Raw genomic sequence first — 16,203 nt, 5'->3', positions numbered from 1 at the left:
CTACCCAGCCGCGCGGCCCGCCGTCTCGAAGGCGGAGGCGAGCGCGAGGATCGTGGCCTCGTCCCCGTGGCGGCCGACGATCTGCAACCCCATCGGCATGCCGTCGATCTTGCCCATCGGGACGGTGATGGCCGGATGGCCCGTCATGTTGAACGGGATGGTCCGCATCGCCGTCCAGACCACGCCGCTCGCGGCGAAGTCCGCGAAGTCCGCGAAGCGCGGGGCCGGGGCCATCGTCGTCGGCAGGATCAGCGCGACGTGTCCGTCCAGCGCGGCGTCGACGGCGCGGCGCGTTTCTGCGGCGCAAGCCCGGGCAGCGGCTAGTGCGTTCGCGTCGAGCGCGTACCCGGACCCGAGGGTTTCCCGCGACATCGGGCCGAACCGCTCCGGATGATCACGCAGCGCCGCGCCGTGGATGGCGAGCTGCTCCGTCTGGATCAGGACGAGGCCCGCTTCCTCGATGGCCGCGTAATCCGGCAGGGCGACGACATCGACCGGATGCCCCGCCTTCGCAAGACCGCGCGCCGCGTCGTCGAGCAGGGCGAGCAGATCGGTCGCGTCCCCCGCCCAACCTCGCACGTAGCCGATCCGCCCTTGGATCGTCCCCGTGGCTGACCCGCCGAGGGCGCGCCAGGCATGGACGGCGTCCGCAGCCGTGGCCGCGAGGATGCCGACATGGTCGAGGCTCGGCGACAGCGGCAGGACGCCCTCGGTCGAGAGCGCGCCGAAGGTCGGCTTGAGCCCGGTCACGCCGCAATAGGCAGACGGGCTGCGGACGGAGCCGCCGGTGTCGGTACCGAGCGCCAGTCGCACCATTCCCGCCGCGACGGCCGCTGCCGAGCCGGAGGAGGAGCCGCCCGTGATGCGGTCCGTCGCGCGGGGGTTGCGCGGCTGCGGGTAGAGCGCGCCCGGGTCGGGACCGACCGTCGCCAGCTCGTAGGTCGCGACGAGGCCCAGCGGAACCGCGCCGCCGGCGAGAAGGCGCGCCACGACGGGCGCCGTGCGGGCGGCGATCCGGTCCGCATAGAGCCGCGACCCGCCGCGGACAGGCCAGCCACCGACGTCGATCAGGTCCTTCACCGCGAAGGGAATGCCGTGAAGCGGTCCCAGATCGCGGCCGTCCGCGAAGGCGGTATCGGCCCGCGCGGCGGCGGACAGGGCGTCCTCCGCGGCGAGGTGAACGAAGGCCCGGATCGCCCCGTCGCGTATGGCGATCCGGTCGAGATGCGCGCGCGTCAGCTCGACGGCGGAGAGCCGCCCGGCCCGCAGGTCATGGGCGATCTCGCTCAGCGGAACGTCGGCGGGATGCGTCACGCGTCGAGCCAGCGTGCAAGCGCGGTACTCGTCGTCTCCGGTTGCTCGATCGTCGGCAGATGGCCCGCGCCGTCGATCACCGTGAGCGTGCTGCCGGGCATCAGGGCGTGCATGAGCTCGTGCCGATCGAGAGGGCAGAGCGTGTCCTCCCGTCCGCAAAGCACGAGCGCCGGCACCTGCACCGTCCGCAGCGTCTCCTGCTGGTCGGGACGGTCCCGCAGGGCGCGGGACTGGCGCAGAAAGACGTCCGGCCCGAGCGCCGTCGCCATCGCCATGCAGAGGTCGAGGATCGGCCCGCGATCCGGTCCCTCGGCAAGGTAGCGCGGCTTCATCTCGTCGCGTATCACGGCCACGAGGCCGCCGCTTTGGACGCGGGCCATCTGCGGGCCGCGCGCGGTCGCGACCTGGGGCGCCTCGGCCTTCGGATTGCTGTCGAGAAGCGCGATCCGCTTCACCCGCTCCGGCGCCTGTCGCAGTATCTCCATCGCCACGATCCCGCCCATCGACAGGCCGGCCAGCGCGAAGCGCGGCGGCGCATGGGCCAGAACTTCCGCCGCGAGCGCGGCCATCGTGTCGTGGCCACCCACGGGCGCGACCTGCACGGCACGCTCCGCCGAGAACCGTGCGATCTGCGGTGCGAAGAGGCGGGCGTCGCACATCATGCCGGGCAGGAGGAGAAGCGGCGTCATGCGGCGCGGGACGCCCCTTCGGCCATTGCCGCGAGCTTTGCCCAGCAAATCTCCGGATCGACGGCACCGAACCCCGCGAAGGTTCCGAAGCCGCAATCGGAGCCCGCGACGACGCGCTCGGCCCCCACGATGTCGACGAAGCGGCGCAGGCGCTCGGCCACGAGGTCGGGATTCTCCACGAAGTTCGTCGTCGTGTCGACCACGCCGGGGACCAGCACCTTGCCCTCGGGAATGTCGGCGGCCCGGTCGCGGAACGCCGCCCATTCGTGCCCGTGCCGCGGGTTCGACGTCTCGAACAGGACATAGCGCGACTTCGTGGACATCAGCGTGTCGAACATCTTCGCCATCGGGATGTCGCAGACATGCGGCCCCTCGTAGTTCCCCCAGCAGATGTGGACCCGGATGCGCTCCTCCGGCACGTCGGCGAGCGCGTGGTTCAACGCTTCGACATGGGCGCCGGCGATCCTTACGAACTCCTCGTCCGAGAGGTCCGCGAAAAGCATGTGCCGCGACAGCGCGAGATCCGGGCAGTCGAGTTGCAGGTCGAGCCCGGCGGCCACGATGGTCTCGTATTCGGCCTTCATCGCGTCGGCGAGGGCGGCGAGATACGCGTCGCGGCTGGGGTAGAAGTCGTTCTGCAGGAAGAGGGAGATGACGCCGGGCGAGGCCGCGTTCATGAAACCGCGCGTTGCCCCGTGCGCCGACATCGCCGCCTTCAGGTTGGCGATGTCGGTCTCGAGTTCGCCCTGACCCTTGGAACGAACCTCGCCCACGCACATCGGGCGCGCGTATTTCGGCGTTCCACCTTCCTTCGCGATGCGTTCGAGAAACGAGGGGAAGAGCTTCAGGTCGGCGGGCGCGTTGCGCGGACTGTCGCCGTCGAAGCCGGTGTAGCGGTCCTTGACGTAGGTGGCGTAGCTGATCTTCGACGTCTCACCGTCGGAGACGATGCCCACGCCGGCGGCGACCTGACGGCGGACGGTCTCGTCCACCGCTTCCGTCATCGCGGCGTCGAAGGCCGCGCGGTCGTAGGCCTCGCCCCGCTCGCGCGCGAAGATGTAGTCCACGACCGTCTGCGTGCGGGGCAGGGATCCGGCATGGGTGGTCAGGATGGTCATCGGTCGGGTCCTCGTGATCTCGCCATCAGGACGGAATGACGGTCGCAATCCGGGTCCTCGGCGATGAAGGCGGTGAGCCGCAGGCCTGCCTCCTCGAGGATGCGGGCGTAATCGGCGGGCGAGAGGCTCGCGTGGTAGACGGGCTCGTCTCCGACGGTGCCCGTGACCTCGTTCGCGTCGGGGCCGACCGTGACGAGGATCGCGCCGCCGGGCGATAGATGCCGGGCCATCGCGGGAAGACAGGCGCGCTGCGCGTCGGGGGTCAGGTGGAAGAAGCTGTCCCAGGCCACGATCCCGTCGAACCTTTCAGCGAGATCGAGGTGGCGCATGTCGGCGCGGCGCCAGTCGCCGTCGGGCCAGCGGCCGCGGGCAAGGGCGAGCATGGCCTCAGAGATGTCGACGCCGGTGACGCGGAACCCGGCCTCGATCAGCCATCGGGCGATCGGTTCGCCCGCGCCACATCCGAGGTCGAGGACACGGCCGCCCGGGGGGAGGATCGTAGCGAAGCGTTCGAGCCAAGCCGCCTCGAACAGCGCGCGGGTCCGCGCCGCGTCCCAAGCCCGGGCCTGCCGCTCGTAGATCCCGGCGATGGCGTCGGGATCGGCCGTCATCCGCGCCAGGTCGGGCCTGCCGGGTCGTCGGTCGCGACGACGTGGAACAGCGACGCTTCGCCGGTCATCGAGGGGACGGCAGTGTGCTTCAGGTTCTCCGGCACGCTCATCGTGTCGCCGGGGGCCAGGACGGCTTCGTGCGTGCCGCCGTTCTCCCACGTCACCTTCCAGTGACCCCGCATCGGCATCAGGACCGACGGACGGTCGTGCCGGTGCATCTCGGTCGTCGCCGAGTTGTGGTTGAGCAGGCCGACCTCGAAGCCCGGCCGGTCGCGCAGCATACCCGTCTCGCCGATCACCAGCGCGGGCGTCTTGTCGGCGAGGCTCATCATGTCCCAGTAGCGCGCGACGTGGTTCGGCACGACTTCCTTCGCCGTGGGCTCCGGGTAGTCATCCAGCTCCGCCTCGGTCAGGGTCTTCATCGGCCCGATGCCCTCGGGCAGGGACTGGCCCTGCTTCGTGTCGTAGAGCTTGCCGTTCTCGCCCAGGACCAGACCGTGATCGGCGGCGTCCTCGATGACCTGCGGCGCCCAGAGCACGCCGCCTCCGGCATCGTCGCCGCCGAGCACCGCCATGATCATCCCGTAATCGGTGCCGATGTTCTCGAACCCCCGGAAGATGCCCGTGGGGATGTTGATGATGTCGCCTTTCTCCAGCACGACCTCGCCCGCATCGCCCCGACGGCCCCAGAAAAAGCGCCAGCGACCCTTGAGGACGAAGAACACCTCCGCCGTGCGGTGCGAGTGCAGCGAGTTCCGGCAGCGGGGCGGCTGGCCCGCGGCGCCGATGTTGAAGCCATGCGGGATGGAGATGTGGACGTGCTGGTCCGCGCTTTCCGAGACGCCGCCGCCGATGATCGTGAAGTTCTCCTTCCGGTTCGAGCCCGGGGTATGGGCGTCGATGAAGGCGGTCTTGCAGGGCTTGAGCTCGCCGTAGCGGACGATGCGCGACGCCATCGCCGCCTCGCTCGTGTCGGTGCGGTCCATTTCCGGACTATCCATCATGCGTCTCCGGTCTTGAGGAGGATCTGCTTCCAGATCGCGGTTTCGTCGAAGAGCACCCATTCCCGGCGCAGGCCCCACGGTCCGAATTCGGCGTGGGAGATGCCGAGGACGTAGATCTCGGCGCCGCTCGGTCGGCCGAAGGCGCCCCAGCCGGAATGCGTGCCGTGGAGCGACCAGCGGATCGCGGCGCGGGGTGGCATCATCGGATCGTCGCGGCCGATCACGTGGTGGATCTCGAACCAGGCGTCGGGCAGCGCCGCCCGCAGGCCGAGCCAGAAGCGGTCGGCTGCCCCCCGGCCATGGCCCGTGACGCCGCCCGGATGTTCGAGCTGGCAGGCGCGGTCGTAGGTCTGCTCGATCAGCGAAAACTCCGCGCCCATCACCCGAGTCAGGATTTCGGCGTAGCGAAGGCCCCATTCGTCGTCGTTGCCACGCCCGGTATAGACCGGCGGTACGTCCGACTCTGGCGTGAGCGGTCTGACGCAGGCTTCCGGCCCGCCCTCGCGCGCGATCAGGTCGCGGGCGTAGTCCCACGGCTCCTGCCCCATCTGCCGGACGATCGCGCCCTGGTCGCGGATCAGCCATTCATCGTAGATCGTGTCGTCCCGGACGGCGCAGTCGGCGATAATCCGGTAACGGAGCTTTGTGCCGGTGGTGCGGCCGTAGACCCCGTCGCCCGAATGGGTCGCGGTGGAGAGCAGGCGGTGCGAGGACAGGTACCCCGCGTCGCCGCCATCGCTCCAGATCACGTCCTCGCCCAGAAGCGTCCGGTCGGGAAACTCCGCGAGCGTCGCCATCGTCGCGGCGATGACGCCCTGGTTGCCAACCACCACCCCGGCGGGCGACCGGACGGGCATGTCCCGTCCGTAATAGCGGTGCAGGGTGTCGATGCCGCGATCCTCCCAGATCTCCCTGGTGATCCTGAGGATGTAGTCGGGCAGGTCTTTGAACCGTTCGGACAGGCCCGTCATCTGCTTTCCTCCCGCGCCGGATGCGTATCGTTCGCGTCGCGCCGTCCTGCCCGGGTGGAACTGCGCACGATCAGCTCGCCCGGGAGGCGGATGCGACGCGGTGGCGCCTCCTTCTCGGCGATCCGGTCGAGAAGCGTCTCGACGGTCTGCGCCACCATGCGGCGGATCGGCTGACGGAAGGTCGTGAGGTCGTAAGCCGGCCAACCGGCGATGGGCACGTCGTCGAACCCGGCCACCGCGACGTCGTCGGGGATGCGCAGGCCGAGCTCGCTGCGCAGCGCGTCCATCACCGCGAAGGCCATCTGATCGGTGCAGACGAAGACGGCATCCGGTCTGGCCGTGTCGGAGAACATCGCAAGCGCCGCGGCGCGCGCCTTGTCCCGGGCGAAATCACCGACTTCGCGCGCCGCGAGTTCGAGGCCGGCAGCCGCGAGCCCGTCGCGAAAGCCCCGCTCCCGGTCGCGCTGGGTCGAGGCGTTCTCGAACCCCGCGATGTAGCCGATCCGCCGGTGGCCGCATTCGACGAAATGCGCGGCCACTGCGCGTCCGCCGGCATGATTGTCGGTCGTCACCGCGCAAAGGCGCGGATCGTCCTGATCGCGATTGAAGAGCACGACCGGTATGCCTGCCTCGTCGCATCGCGCCGCGAGGCCCGAGGACATGGAGACCGAGGCGAGGATGAGGCCGTCGACCTGATAGTCGAGGATGTCCTGCACGATCGTCTGCACGTCGCCCACGGTCGGCGTCGCCATGAAGACGAGGATGTGGTAGCCCCGCTCCTGCAACGCAACAGAGAGGCGCTCGATCGCGTCCGGGTAGAAGTAGTTGTCGAGATAGGCGACGACGAGGCCGATGATCCGGGTCTTTCCGGTGATCATCGCCCGGGCCAGTACGTTCGGGCGGTACCCGAGCTGCGCGGCCGCCGATTGCACCTTCGCGCGCGTCCGCTCCGACACGCTGGCGCCGGGCGTGAAGACGCGGCTGACGGCGGATTGGCTGACGCCGGCCAGCCGCGCGACCTGGATCGAGGTGACGCGCTCGGTCGCCATCAGCCCGCCGTCCAGCCGCCGTCGACCATCAGCGCGGTCCCGGTCACCATCGCGGACGCGTCGGCGGCGAGATAGAGCACGGCGCCCATGATGTCCTCGACCTCGCCCACGCGGCCGAGCTTGATCTTCTCGGCGATCCACGCGGCGCGCTTGGGGTTCTCGAAGGTCGGCGCGGTGAGCGGCGTGCGGATGAAGGTCGGGCAGATCGTGTTGATCCGGATGTTCCGGGGCCCCCATTCGATCGCCATGGTCTTCACCATGCCTTCGAGCCCGTGCTTCGTCGCGCAATAGACGGCCCGGTCGATGCCGCCGACATGGCCCATCTGGCTTCCGATATGGATGATCGTGCCGCCCCGCTCCGGCATCCTGCGTGCGGCGTGGGTCGAGAGAAAATAGGCGGCGCGGAGGTTCAGGCCGAGAACGGCGTCGAAATCCTCGGACGTGGTGTCGAGCGCCGGCCCGTGGCGCCCCATACCGGCGGAGTTCACCACCACGTCGAAGGGCGCGTGCGTCTCCATCGCGGCAGCAAGCGCGTCGAGATCGGCCAGGTCGAGCGGCAGCGCCTCGGCCGATCCGCCTTCCGCCGTGATCGCGTCCACGAGCTCTCGCAGCGCCTCTGCCCGCCGCGCCGCGCAGACGACGTGCGCGCCGGCCTCGGCCAGTGCGGCAGCGCAGGCCAGCCCGATGCCGGAGGACGCGCCGGTGACGAGCGCGCGGCGGCCGTCGAGCCGGAGGGACGGCGTGCGGGGCAGGCTCACTCGGCGGCATCCCGATAGGGCGCGGGCCCGCCATAGGGCACGTTCGCCTTGCCATAGCGCCGCACGCGCAGGTTGCATTGCTCGGCGTGACCGACGAAGCCTTCGAGCAGGCAGAGCCGCGAGCCGTAGGCGCCGATCTCGGCCGCGGCCGCGTCGGTGGTGATCTTCTGGTAGCTGTGGGTCTTGAGGAACTTGCCCACCCAGAGCCCGCCCGTATAGCGCCCGGCCTTCTTCGTCGGCAGGGTGTGGTTCGTGCCGATCACCTTGTCGCCGTTGGCGACGTTGGTGCGCGGCCCGAGGAACAGCGCGCCGTAGCAGGTCATGTTCTCGAGGAACCACTCGTCGCGGTCGGTCATCACCTGCACGTGCTCGGAGGCGATGTCGTCCGCCGTGGCCAGCATCTCGTCGTAGTCGCCGCAGAGGATGACCTCGCCGTAATCCTCCCAGCTTTTCCGCGCCGTTTCCGCCGTCGGCAGGATGTCGAGGAGGCGGTCGATCTCGGCCAGCGTCTCCCGGGCCAGCCGCTCCGAGTTCGTGACGAGGATGGCGGGCGAGTCGTAGCCGTGCTCCGCCTGTCCGAGCAGGTCGGTCGCGCACATCTCCGCGTCGACGGTCTCGTCGGCGATGACCATCGTCTCGGTCGGCCCGGCGAAGAGGTCGATGCCGACGCGGCCGAAGAGCTGCCGCTTGGCCTCCGCGACGAAGGCGTTGCCGGGGCCGACGAGCATGTGGACGGGTTCGATGCTTTCGGTGCCGAGCGCCATCGCGCCGACCGCCTGAATGCCGCCCAGGACGTGGATCTCGTGCGCACCGCCCAGATGCATGGCGGCGATCACGGCGGGGTTCGGCTCGCCCCTGAAGGGCGGGGTGCAGGCGATGATCCGCGGTACGCCCGCGACCGATGCGGTGGCGACCGACATGTGGGCGGAGGCGACCATCGGGAACTTGCCGCCCGGCACGTAGCAGCCGACGGAGCGCACCGGGATGTTGCGGTGCCCGAGGATCACGCCGGGCATCGGCTCCACCTCGATGTCGCGCATCGAGTCGCGCTGCGCCTGCGCGAAGTTGCGGACCTGTGCCTGCGCGAACTTCAGGTCGGCCAGGTCGCGCTCGGGAACGCGGGCGATCAGCGCGTCGATTTCCTTCGGGCTCAGGCGATAGCTGTCGCGCGCGTAGCCGTCGAACCGCTCCGACATCTCCCGCACGGCGGCGTCGCCGCGCGCCTCGATTTCCTTCAGCGCCGCCTCGACGATCTCCCGGGTCCGGGCGTCGTCGGCGGCGCGGTCGGCCTCGGACCGGGCGGTCTTCAGATGTCGGATCGTCATGGTGCAACGCCTCCCTCGGGACGGGGCGGCACGCGGCTGCCGTCGTCGAAATGCTCCCAGCCATGGCCGTCGAACACGTCGCGGCCGAGCTGCGCCAGGACGGCGGCGAAGTCGACCGAGACCCAGTTGTCCGCGATCCGCCCGTCGCGGACCTGCCAGAAATCCATGTAGGGGATCGTCACGCGCTTGCCCGTCGCCGCGATGCCCATGAACGTGCCGCTATGCGTGGCCTCGATGTGGCCGAAGCAGGAGGCCCACTCGTCCTCGCAGATGAACCGCTCGGTCCTGTACTCCCGCTCGGTGAACGCGGCGCGCAGCGGAAGCTGCCAATTGTCGCGGAAGGCCCGCAGGTCCGGCTTGGTGCCGCAACCCTGGTTGCCCATCCAGCGGAAATCCTCGTGGAAATGGGTCGCCATGTCGTCGGAGTTTTCCGCCAGCGCCGCCTCCATCCGCAGGATCACCTGCCGCGTCGCCTCAACCCGCTCGGTCGGGGTCACGCCGGGATCCTCTCACCACTGGCGGTGTCGAACAGGTGGCAGATCCCGGCGGGGATGCGGGCGCGGACGATGTCGTCGATCTCGGCGCGGTACTCCTTGCCCGCCTTTACCGAGACCAGCGCGCCGCCGAGCCGCCACGTGATCATCGACGCCTCGCCCAGAAGCTCGATCGAGTACATCGGCGCGGCGATCTGGCCGCCCTCCGGCACGATCTCCGCGTCCTCGGCCCGGAACCCCAGCGTGACGTCGCCGGAATGGCGTGCGGGCAGCCCCTCGACGCGCACTCCCTCGGCCTCGAACGTGCCGTCCACGAGCCGCCCCTCCACGAGGTTCATCGCCGGCGAGCCGATGAAGCTCGCCACGAAGACGTTGGCGGGGTGGTCGTAGATGTCGGTGGGCGTGCCGACCTGCTGGATGCGGCCCGCGTTCATCACCACGACGCGGTCGGCGAGGGTCATCGCCTCGATCTGGTCATGGGTGACGTAGACGGTGGTGGTCTTGAGCTTCGATTGCAGGTTCTTGATCTGCGCCCGGGTGGAAACGCGCAGCTTGGCGTCGAGGTTCGAAAGTGGCTCGTCCATCAGGAAGACGGTCGGCTTGCGGACGATGGCACGGCCGAGCGCCACGCGCTGCCGCTGCCCGCCGGAGAGCTCGGCCGGGCGACGGTCCATGAACGCCTCGAGCTCGACCATGCGGACGGCCTTCATCACCATCTCGTCGTGGCTTTCCTTCGGGACCTTCCGGACGCGGAGCGGGAAGCGGATGTTCTCGTAGACGGACAGGTTCGGGTAGAGACCGTAGGACTGGAACACCATCGAGATGTCGCGGTCCTTCGGCTCCAGCTTGTTGACCATCCGGTCGCCGAGCCAGATCTCCCCCTCCGTCACGTCCTCGAGCCCCGCGATCATCCGCATCATCGTGGACTTGCCGCAGCCCGAGGGGCCGAGCAGGACGAGGAACTCCTGGTCGGCGATGTCGAGGTCGAAATCCTTCACCCCGACGAAGTCGCCCCACCGCTTGTTGACGTTCTTGAGCTGCAACCGCGCCATGCCGTCCCCTATCCCTTTACCGCGCCGGCGGTCAGCCCGCTGACGATCTGGCGCTGGAAGAACAGGATCAGCGCGAAGAGCGGCACGATGGCCGACACCACGGCGGCGACGGCGTACATCACCTTGCCCTCCTCCTGCGTCGAGCCGAGGAAGGAGTTGATCTTCGGGATCATGGTCGTGTTCTCCTGCGTGAGAAGCATCGAGGTGACGGTAAAGTCGTTGTAGGCCAGCAGGAAGCTGAACAGCCCCGTCGTCACCACGCCCGGCCACATCACCGGGATCACCGCCAGCCGGAACGCCTGGAACCGGGTGCAGCCGTCGACCATCGCGCTCTCGTCGAGATCCTTCGGGATCGACAGGAAGAAGCTGTGCAGCATCCAGAGCGTGAAGGGCTGGTTGATCGCCACGAGCACGATGATCGTGGTCGGCAGGAAGCCCCAGATGTTGAGCTCGAAGAACGGGAGCAGGTAGCCCGAGACGAGCGTCACGTGCGGCATGGCGCGAAAGACGAGCGCCGCCATCAGGAGCCAGAACGTGTACTTGAACCCCGACCGGGCCAGCGCGTAGCCGCCGAGCGTGCCGAGAGTGAGCGAGATCACGACGACGGAGACGGTCACGATCGCCGTGTTGACGACGGCGCGCCAGAATTCCTGCGCGATCCACGCGCCCTCGTAGCCGGCATCGGTGAAGGGCGATCCGGTCTGCCGTTCGGTGATCGGGCCGGTGATCGCGTTCACCCAGTTCACGCGGGAGAAGAAGTCGCCCTCGACCTTGAACGACCCCCACATCGTCCACAGGAACGGGAAGGCGGCGACGATCAGCCAGAAGATCACGAAGCCGGTCGAGAGGACCGCGAGGGGCAACGGCTTGCGTTGTGACGGGTTCGACATCGGCGCGGCCTCCCTCAGACCTTGCGGCTGAACTCGCGCCAGTTGCGATGAAGCACCGGCAGGAGAAGGATGATGACGCCGATTATGGTCAGCATCGACGTGGCGGCCGCCGACCCGAAGAGGGGCGAGTTTCCGGCCCGCAGGTCGCTGTAGATGAGGTAGCTGAGCGAGGTCGCGCTGGCAGCGGCGGAGAAGCCGATGATCGGCTCGAAGATGCGGAAATTGTCCATGAGCTGCATCAGCGCGATGAAGCTCGCCAGCGGCAGGAGGTAGGGCATCACCACGAAGCGGATGCGCTCCCACCGGCTGGCGCCGTCGACCATCGCGCTCTCCAGCGTGTCGGTCGGCACGGTCTGGAGCCCGGCGTAGAAGACGACGAAGGCGAAGGGCGCCGAATGCCAGACGCCGTAGACGAAGAGGGTGACCCAGGTGAGCATCGGCGAGGCCTTGAGCGACAGGGTCGGGTCGCCGAACAGCGCCTGCAGCCCCGCGCCGATGATGCCGCGGCTGTCGATCATCCAGAACAGGACGAGCGAGCCGACGAGCGGCGTCACCAGCATCGGCAGGAGCGAGAAGAAGATCACCGGCCCCTTCAGCATCTGCGGGATCGAGTTCACGACCACCGCGATGACGAAGCCCAGCACAATCACCAGCGGGGTGACGATGAAGGTGTAGGCCAACGTGAAGATGAGCGCCTTGTAGAAGGGCAGGTTCATGATCCGGTTGCGGATCTCGTTGAAGTTCTCGCTGCTGGCGACGATCGCAGCGATCTCGTCCGTGGCGAGGTGGCTCGCGTTGGTATAGGTGCCGAGCCCGTTGTAGCGGCCCGCTGGCTGCTCCTCCACCAGTCGCGCCATCGCGGCGCGGTCGACGCTGACCGATGAGGTACAGCCGAAGGGGCCGCAATTCTCCGATGTGACGAGGATCTGCTCGTGCTCGATATAGAGCGACTGGTAGGCAACCGAGATGATCGGGATCGCGATGAACAGGATCATCGCCAGCAGCGAGGGCCAGATGAAGGCGAGGAAGGTCCTGTGCGGCATGCCCGTCTCCTTCCGGACCGCCTTGCGGCGCGGGTCTATCGGGTCGAAGCGAACGGGGCCGGCAGCGCGGCCCCGTCAGGCTCGGCTCAGTTCAGGAACCCGGCTTCCCGCGCGGCCGTCGTATAGGCCGCGGTCACGTCGGCCAGGGCTTGCTCCGCGCTCTCGTTGCCCTGCAGGTATTCGGTCAGGTTGTCGCCGAGCGCCGTGTGCAGCAGGCCCATATAGGGCAGCATCGGAAAGGATCGCGCGCCGCCCTGCAGATCGGCGATCACGCCTTCCGAAGCGGGCGTGGGCTCATAGCCGTCGATCAGCCAGACCGCCGCGTCGGCATTCTCCTGCATCATCTCGGGGGAGATGCCCTCCATCATCGCGATGAACGATGCCTCCGCGTCCTCGTCGGAGATGTTCTTCGCGATGGTGAATCCGTCCCACCACATCGCCACGGCCGGGATCGAGTTGCCCGCGATCGTCGGGGAGGCGGCGAAGGCCGTGGCATCGGCGATCTCGGGGGCCGGACTATCGTCGGCGATGTAGGCCCCGGCGCGCGAGCCCCACTGAATCGCCAGAGCGACGTCACCGGCATCCCAGACGGGTTTCTGACCGTTGCTGTCGTAGGTCGCCCAGTCGGCATCCATGTAGTCGACCATCTGCTTCATGGTCTCGAGCGTGCGCAGCCCGTCCTCGTTGTCGATGGCGAGCTCGGCGGAGCCGGGGGCGAAGAAGTCGTTGCCCGTGCCAAGATAGGTGTTCACGAACTCCGCGCCGAGGTCCCAGCCGGGCTTGTAGCTCGCCGCGAGCGGCGTCTCCATCGCGCCGGCCTCGCGCAGGGTTTCCGCCGCGGCGAAAACCTCCTCGTAGCTGGTCGGGACCGCGATGCCGTGCTCTTCAAGGACGTCCTCGCGGTAGAACAGGTGCTGGGCGTTCGCCATGAAGGCGATGGCCATGATGTTGTCGCCGACACGGATCAGCTGCTGCTCGGTCAGCTGTTGCCCGTGCTCGGCCACGAGGTCGTCGAGCGGGCGAATCAGGTCGTCGTTGAGGAGCGGCACGATCGAGTTCGTGGCAATGACCGCGACCGTGTAGGTTGCCGGATCGATCGACAGCGCCGGAACCTGGATGTTCTTGTGCTCTTCCGTCTGGTTCTTCGTCACCTCGACCGTGTCGCTGGCGCAGGTCTGCGCGGCATCGGCGACGGCGTGGAGGGCGGCGAAGTCGTTCGAGAGGATGCGGACGGAGCCGCTCTCGATCCCGCATTCGGCCGCGGCCAGACCGGTCATCGAAAGGAGGGCGCAAACCGCAATGCCCGACCTTGTGATAGTGCTCATTCCATTCTCCCCGTCAGAGCTGGATGGCCGGTGACCCGGCACGTTTTGGATGACGCTAGCGTCGCTTGAATACGACTGCAACAATCTTAACCACCCGTTTGAATGCTGCGTCAGTATTCCCGCCCGTAAGCCCTAGCGAACACAATCGGGCAAATCCACGCAGGTTGTTGCAAGCGTATGCAAGATATGGTTCCATACCTGCGACGATATGTCAGATTCTGGGTGCAACATGGGTGTAAAGAGCAACGTAGCTGATGGAGAAGGCGTCCTTGTTGCCCGAAACATCCTCCAGGCCGAGCGGCGGGACTTCGTCGATCTCGTTCCGAACGACCGGCCGCGTGCCCAGCCGATGCGCGGCTTCGACGCCTGCTACACCGACATCGTCGATTACATCATTCGTTGCACCCACAGGATCTGGGACGAGCGCGACGTCGGCCTCATCTACACGCACTACACGCACGATTGCGTCGTCTACAGTTCGACCGGCACGACCTACACGCGCGAGGAGGTCGTTCAGAACACGATCCAGCGCCTGTTCATGCTGCCCGAGCGGCGGGGCATGGCGACACAGGTGATCTGGTCCGGCAACGAGGATGACGGATTCTACACCTCGCATCTCGTCACGGGAACAGGACGCCACACCCAGCCAGGCATCTACGGCAAGCCCAGTGGCCGCACCTACACCGCCCGCACGATCGCCGATTGCCTGATCCACGAGAACAGGATCTACCGCGAATGGCTGGTGGTCGATTCCATGGCGCAGGTCGTGCAGATCGGACTCGACCCGCAGGTCTATGCCCGCGACCTCGCGCATTCCTACTTCGAGCGCGGCCTCCTCGCCGTGGACATGGGCGAGAACGGTCGCCTGATCGGGCAGTATCCGCCCGCCAGCGAACCGGACCTCTCGCTGGCCGGCAACGAGGTCGAGCGCGAGACGCTGGAATGGCTGCACGACGTCCACAACCGCCGGATGTTCGGCCGCGTCAAGCGGGCCTACGCGCCGACCGTGGCCTATCACGGGCCGCTCATGAAGGAGCTCAACGGCCACGCCGCGATCACGCATCAGATCGTCGGCCTGTATGCCGCCTTCCCGGACGGCTTCTTCCTGCCGCAGCACATCTGCTCCGTGCCCAGCGAGGAGGGCGGCACCAAGGTCGCCGTGCGCTGGATCATGGAGGGGCATCACCTGGGATGGGGCGTGATGGATTCGCTCGGCGCGCCCACCGGCAAGCGGGTGCAGGTAATGGGTATGAGCCATTTTCACGTGAAGGAGGGCCGCGTCGTCGAGGAATGGACGAACTACGACGAGATGTCCGTCCTGATGCAAATCAAGCTCGCCCAGATGGCCGACAAGACGGCTATCGACGAGATCGAGATCCCGCCCGAGGCCTGACCGTCAGGGCGAAAGCCCGGCAAGCACGTCGACGCCCTGCATGTTCAGGAAATGCAGCAGGTCGATGAAGATCCAGTTCTCCGCCAGCTTGTCGCCCTCCCGGCGGTAGAGGTCGACCACGCGCATGTCGGCCCGCGTCGTGCCGTCGCCGTCGACGCCGAGATAGCGACCGGCATTCGTGAGGGTGAGGTTGGGCCAGCCGAAAAAGCCGCCGTAGCTCCCTTCGGCGACACGCGCGACATGGCCGTTGAAGGCGCGGTCCGACAACTCTTCGCGGAACGGGCGCTGGTGCTGCGCGATATAGCGCGGGATCGTGTAGGTCGCGCCGATCCCCTCCGGCCCCCACCAGATCATGTCGTCGTGCCAGCTTCGGGCGAGCTCTACCTCCGGCGCTGCGAACCGCTCGCGCGAGTCGATGTCGCCGATCATCGTCTCGATCAGCGCAAGCGTCGAGGCGCCCTCGGCCGGATCGGCATCCGCCAGCAGGAGCCCGTCATGCGTGCGCGGCCCGGGCTGCACGAGATGCTGCGCCGTCTGCTCGGGGAACGGGTCGAGGCCGGCCTGTCGCATTAGGTGCGGCAGGTCGCAGAAGAAGGCGGTTTCGACGATCCGGTCTCCCTCGACCCGGTTGAACTCCACGTAGCGCAGCATCGCGATGCGGTACGTGGGCGGGATGCCGAGGAAGGGCGCGTCGAGCAGACCCATCAGGTGCCCCATCTGCACGACCCAGACCCCGCCGGCCGCGAGCTCGTTGCGGCCGGCGAAGAAGATGTCGGGGCGGCGCTGGACAGTTGACATGGCCCGAAGGAACGGGGTCCAGAAGCTGCGCGCGACGGCGTCCGCGCCGCGCTGCTCGTGGAACGGATGCATTCCCCGCCAGAGCCAGTCCGGCGAAGTGCGCGCGGCGAGGATGGCGGCCACGTCGTCCAGCCTCGCACGGTCGAGCGCCGCGTGATGCGCCAGTACGAGTGCCTTCTCGGTCTGAAACGACATGCCCGGTTTCCCTTTTTCACCTTGGTAATGGATCGGTCGCGCCGATGGAACGTCATCGCGTCATGCGGAGCGAGTGGACATTCCGGCGCGCGGGTCCTTGAGGATCAAGTCGGACTTGTCTTAGCCGATTGTGATCGCAGTCGCATTGGTGTTGCCCAAAACGACCTTCGACAT

16 protein-coding genes are annotated in these 16,203 nt (G+C 67.9%); 1 reads left to right on the top strand and 15 read right to left on the bottom strand.

Going from position 1 to position 16,203, the window contains the following annotated elements; genetic code table 11:
* The 14 genes from Q1A87_RS07055 to Q1A87_RS06990 form a co-directional block, all read right to left on the bottom strand.
* Window positions 1-1,314: an amidase gene (locus Q1A87_RS07055; RefSeq protein ID WP_299648853.1), complete on the bottom strand. Its 1,314-nt coding sequence runs from the start codon at window positions 1,312-1,314 to the stop codon at window positions 1-3.
* Entirely contained in the window at window positions 1,311-2,003 is a 693-nt protein-coding gene (locus tag Q1A87_RS07050; protein ID WP_299648850.1) for an alpha/beta fold hydrolase, read from the bottom strand. The genes Q1A87_RS07055 and Q1A87_RS07050 overlap by 4 nt, the downstream gene beginning before the upstream one ends.
* Window positions 2,000-3,121, bottom strand: coding sequence for a cobalamin-independent methionine synthase II family protein (locus Q1A87_RS07045; RefSeq protein WP_299648847.1), 1,122 nt, complete (start codon window positions 3,119-3,121; stop codon window positions 2,000-2,002). The genes Q1A87_RS07050 and Q1A87_RS07045 overlap by 4 nt, the downstream gene beginning before the upstream one ends.
* On the bottom strand, window positions 3,118-3,732 hold the full coding sequence (locus tag Q1A87_RS07040; protein ID WP_299648844.1) for a class I SAM-dependent methyltransferase: 615 nt from the start codon (window positions 3,730-3,732) through the stop codon (window positions 3,118-3,120). Before Q1A87_RS07040 ends, Q1A87_RS07045 begins: the two co-directional genes overlap by 4 nt.
* Window positions 3,729-4,733, bottom strand: a complete 1,005-nt coding sequence (locus Q1A87_RS07035) for a cupin domain-containing protein (RefSeq protein ID WP_299648841.1) — start codon at window positions 4,731-4,733, stop codon at window positions 3,729-3,731. The genes Q1A87_RS07040 and Q1A87_RS07035 overlap by 4 nt, the downstream gene beginning before the upstream one ends.
* A complete protein-coding gene (locus Q1A87_RS07030) occupies window positions 4,733-5,707 on the bottom strand; it encodes a nuclear transport factor 2 family protein (RefSeq protein ID WP_299648838.1) in 975 nt (324 codons plus the stop codon). The genes Q1A87_RS07035 and Q1A87_RS07030 overlap by 1 nt, the downstream gene beginning before the upstream one ends.
* On the bottom strand, window positions 5,704-6,756 hold the full coding sequence (locus Q1A87_RS07025; protein WP_299648833.1) for a LacI family DNA-binding transcriptional regulator: 1,053 nt from the start codon (window positions 6,754-6,756) through the stop codon (window positions 5,704-5,706). Before Q1A87_RS07025 ends, Q1A87_RS07030 begins: the two co-directional genes overlap by 4 nt.
* A complete protein-coding gene (locus Q1A87_RS07020) occupies window positions 6,756-7,514 on the bottom strand; it encodes an SDR family oxidoreductase (protein WP_299648830.1) in 759 nt (252 codons plus the stop codon). Before Q1A87_RS07020 ends, Q1A87_RS07025 begins: the two co-directional genes overlap by 1 nt.
* A complete protein-coding gene (hisD, locus tag Q1A87_RS07015; RefSeq protein ID WP_299648827.1) occupies window positions 7,511-8,839 on the bottom strand; it encodes a histidinol dehydrogenase in 1,329 nt (442 codons plus the stop codon). Before hisD ends, Q1A87_RS07020 begins: the two co-directional genes overlap by 4 nt.
* Window positions 8,836-9,288, bottom strand: coding sequence for an ester cyclase (locus Q1A87_RS07010; protein WP_299649249.1), 453 nt, complete (start codon window positions 9,286-9,288; stop codon window positions 8,836-8,838). Before Q1A87_RS07010 ends, hisD begins: the two co-directional genes overlap by 4 nt.
* A gap of 44 nt (window positions 9,289-9,332) precedes the next feature.
* The gene (gene ugpC, locus Q1A87_RS07005; RefSeq protein WP_299648824.1) at window positions 9,333-10,385 is read right to left on the bottom strand and encodes a sn-glycerol-3-phosphate ABC transporter ATP-binding protein UgpC; all 1,053 of its coding nucleotides are present in this window, start codon (window positions 10,383-10,385) and stop codon (window positions 9,333-9,335) included.
* 8 nt (window positions 10,386-10,393) lie between these two features.
* A complete protein-coding gene (locus Q1A87_RS07000) occupies window positions 10,394-11,275 on the bottom strand; it encodes a carbohydrate ABC transporter permease (RefSeq protein ID WP_299648820.1) in 882 nt (293 codons plus the stop codon).
* 14 nt (window positions 11,276-11,289) lie between these two features.
* Window positions 11,290-12,318: a sugar ABC transporter permease gene (locus tag Q1A87_RS06995; protein ID WP_299648817.1), complete on the bottom strand. Its 1,029-nt coding sequence runs from the start codon at window positions 12,316-12,318 to the stop codon at window positions 11,290-11,292.
* An 86-nt stretch (window positions 12,319-12,404) separates the two neighbouring features.
* Window positions 12,405-13,643: an extracellular solute-binding protein gene (locus Q1A87_RS06990; protein WP_299648814.1), complete on the bottom strand. Its 1,239-nt coding sequence runs from the start codon at window positions 13,641-13,643 to the stop codon at window positions 12,405-12,407.
* Between the two features lie 229 nt (window positions 13,644-13,872).
* On the opposite strand from Q1A87_RS06990, the gene Q1A87_RS06985 reads away from it, so the two are divergent.
* Window positions 13,873-15,036, top strand: a complete 1,164-nt coding sequence (locus Q1A87_RS06985; protein WP_299648811.1) for an ester cyclase — start codon at window positions 13,873-13,875, stop codon at window positions 15,034-15,036.
* Between the two features lie 3 nt (window positions 15,037-15,039).
* Here the strand turns inward: Q1A87_RS06985 and Q1A87_RS06980 are convergent, their stop codons facing one another.
* Window positions 15,040-16,029 carry an ester cyclase gene (locus Q1A87_RS06980; protein ID WP_299648808.1) on the bottom strand — a complete coding sequence of 330 codons (990 nt, stop codon included), beginning with the start codon at window positions 16,027-16,029 and terminating at the stop codon, window positions 15,040-15,042.
* Between the last annotated feature and the right edge of the window lie 174 nt (window positions 16,030-16,203).

Origin of the sequence: uncultured Jannaschia sp., assembly GCF_947494055.1 — a bacterium.
GTDB lineage: Bacteria > Pseudomonadota > Alphaproteobacteria > Rhodobacterales > Rhodobacteraceae > Jannaschia.
The sequence above is the reverse complement of the archived record's forward strand: the minus strand, read 5'-3'. Positions and strand labels throughout refer to the sequence as shown.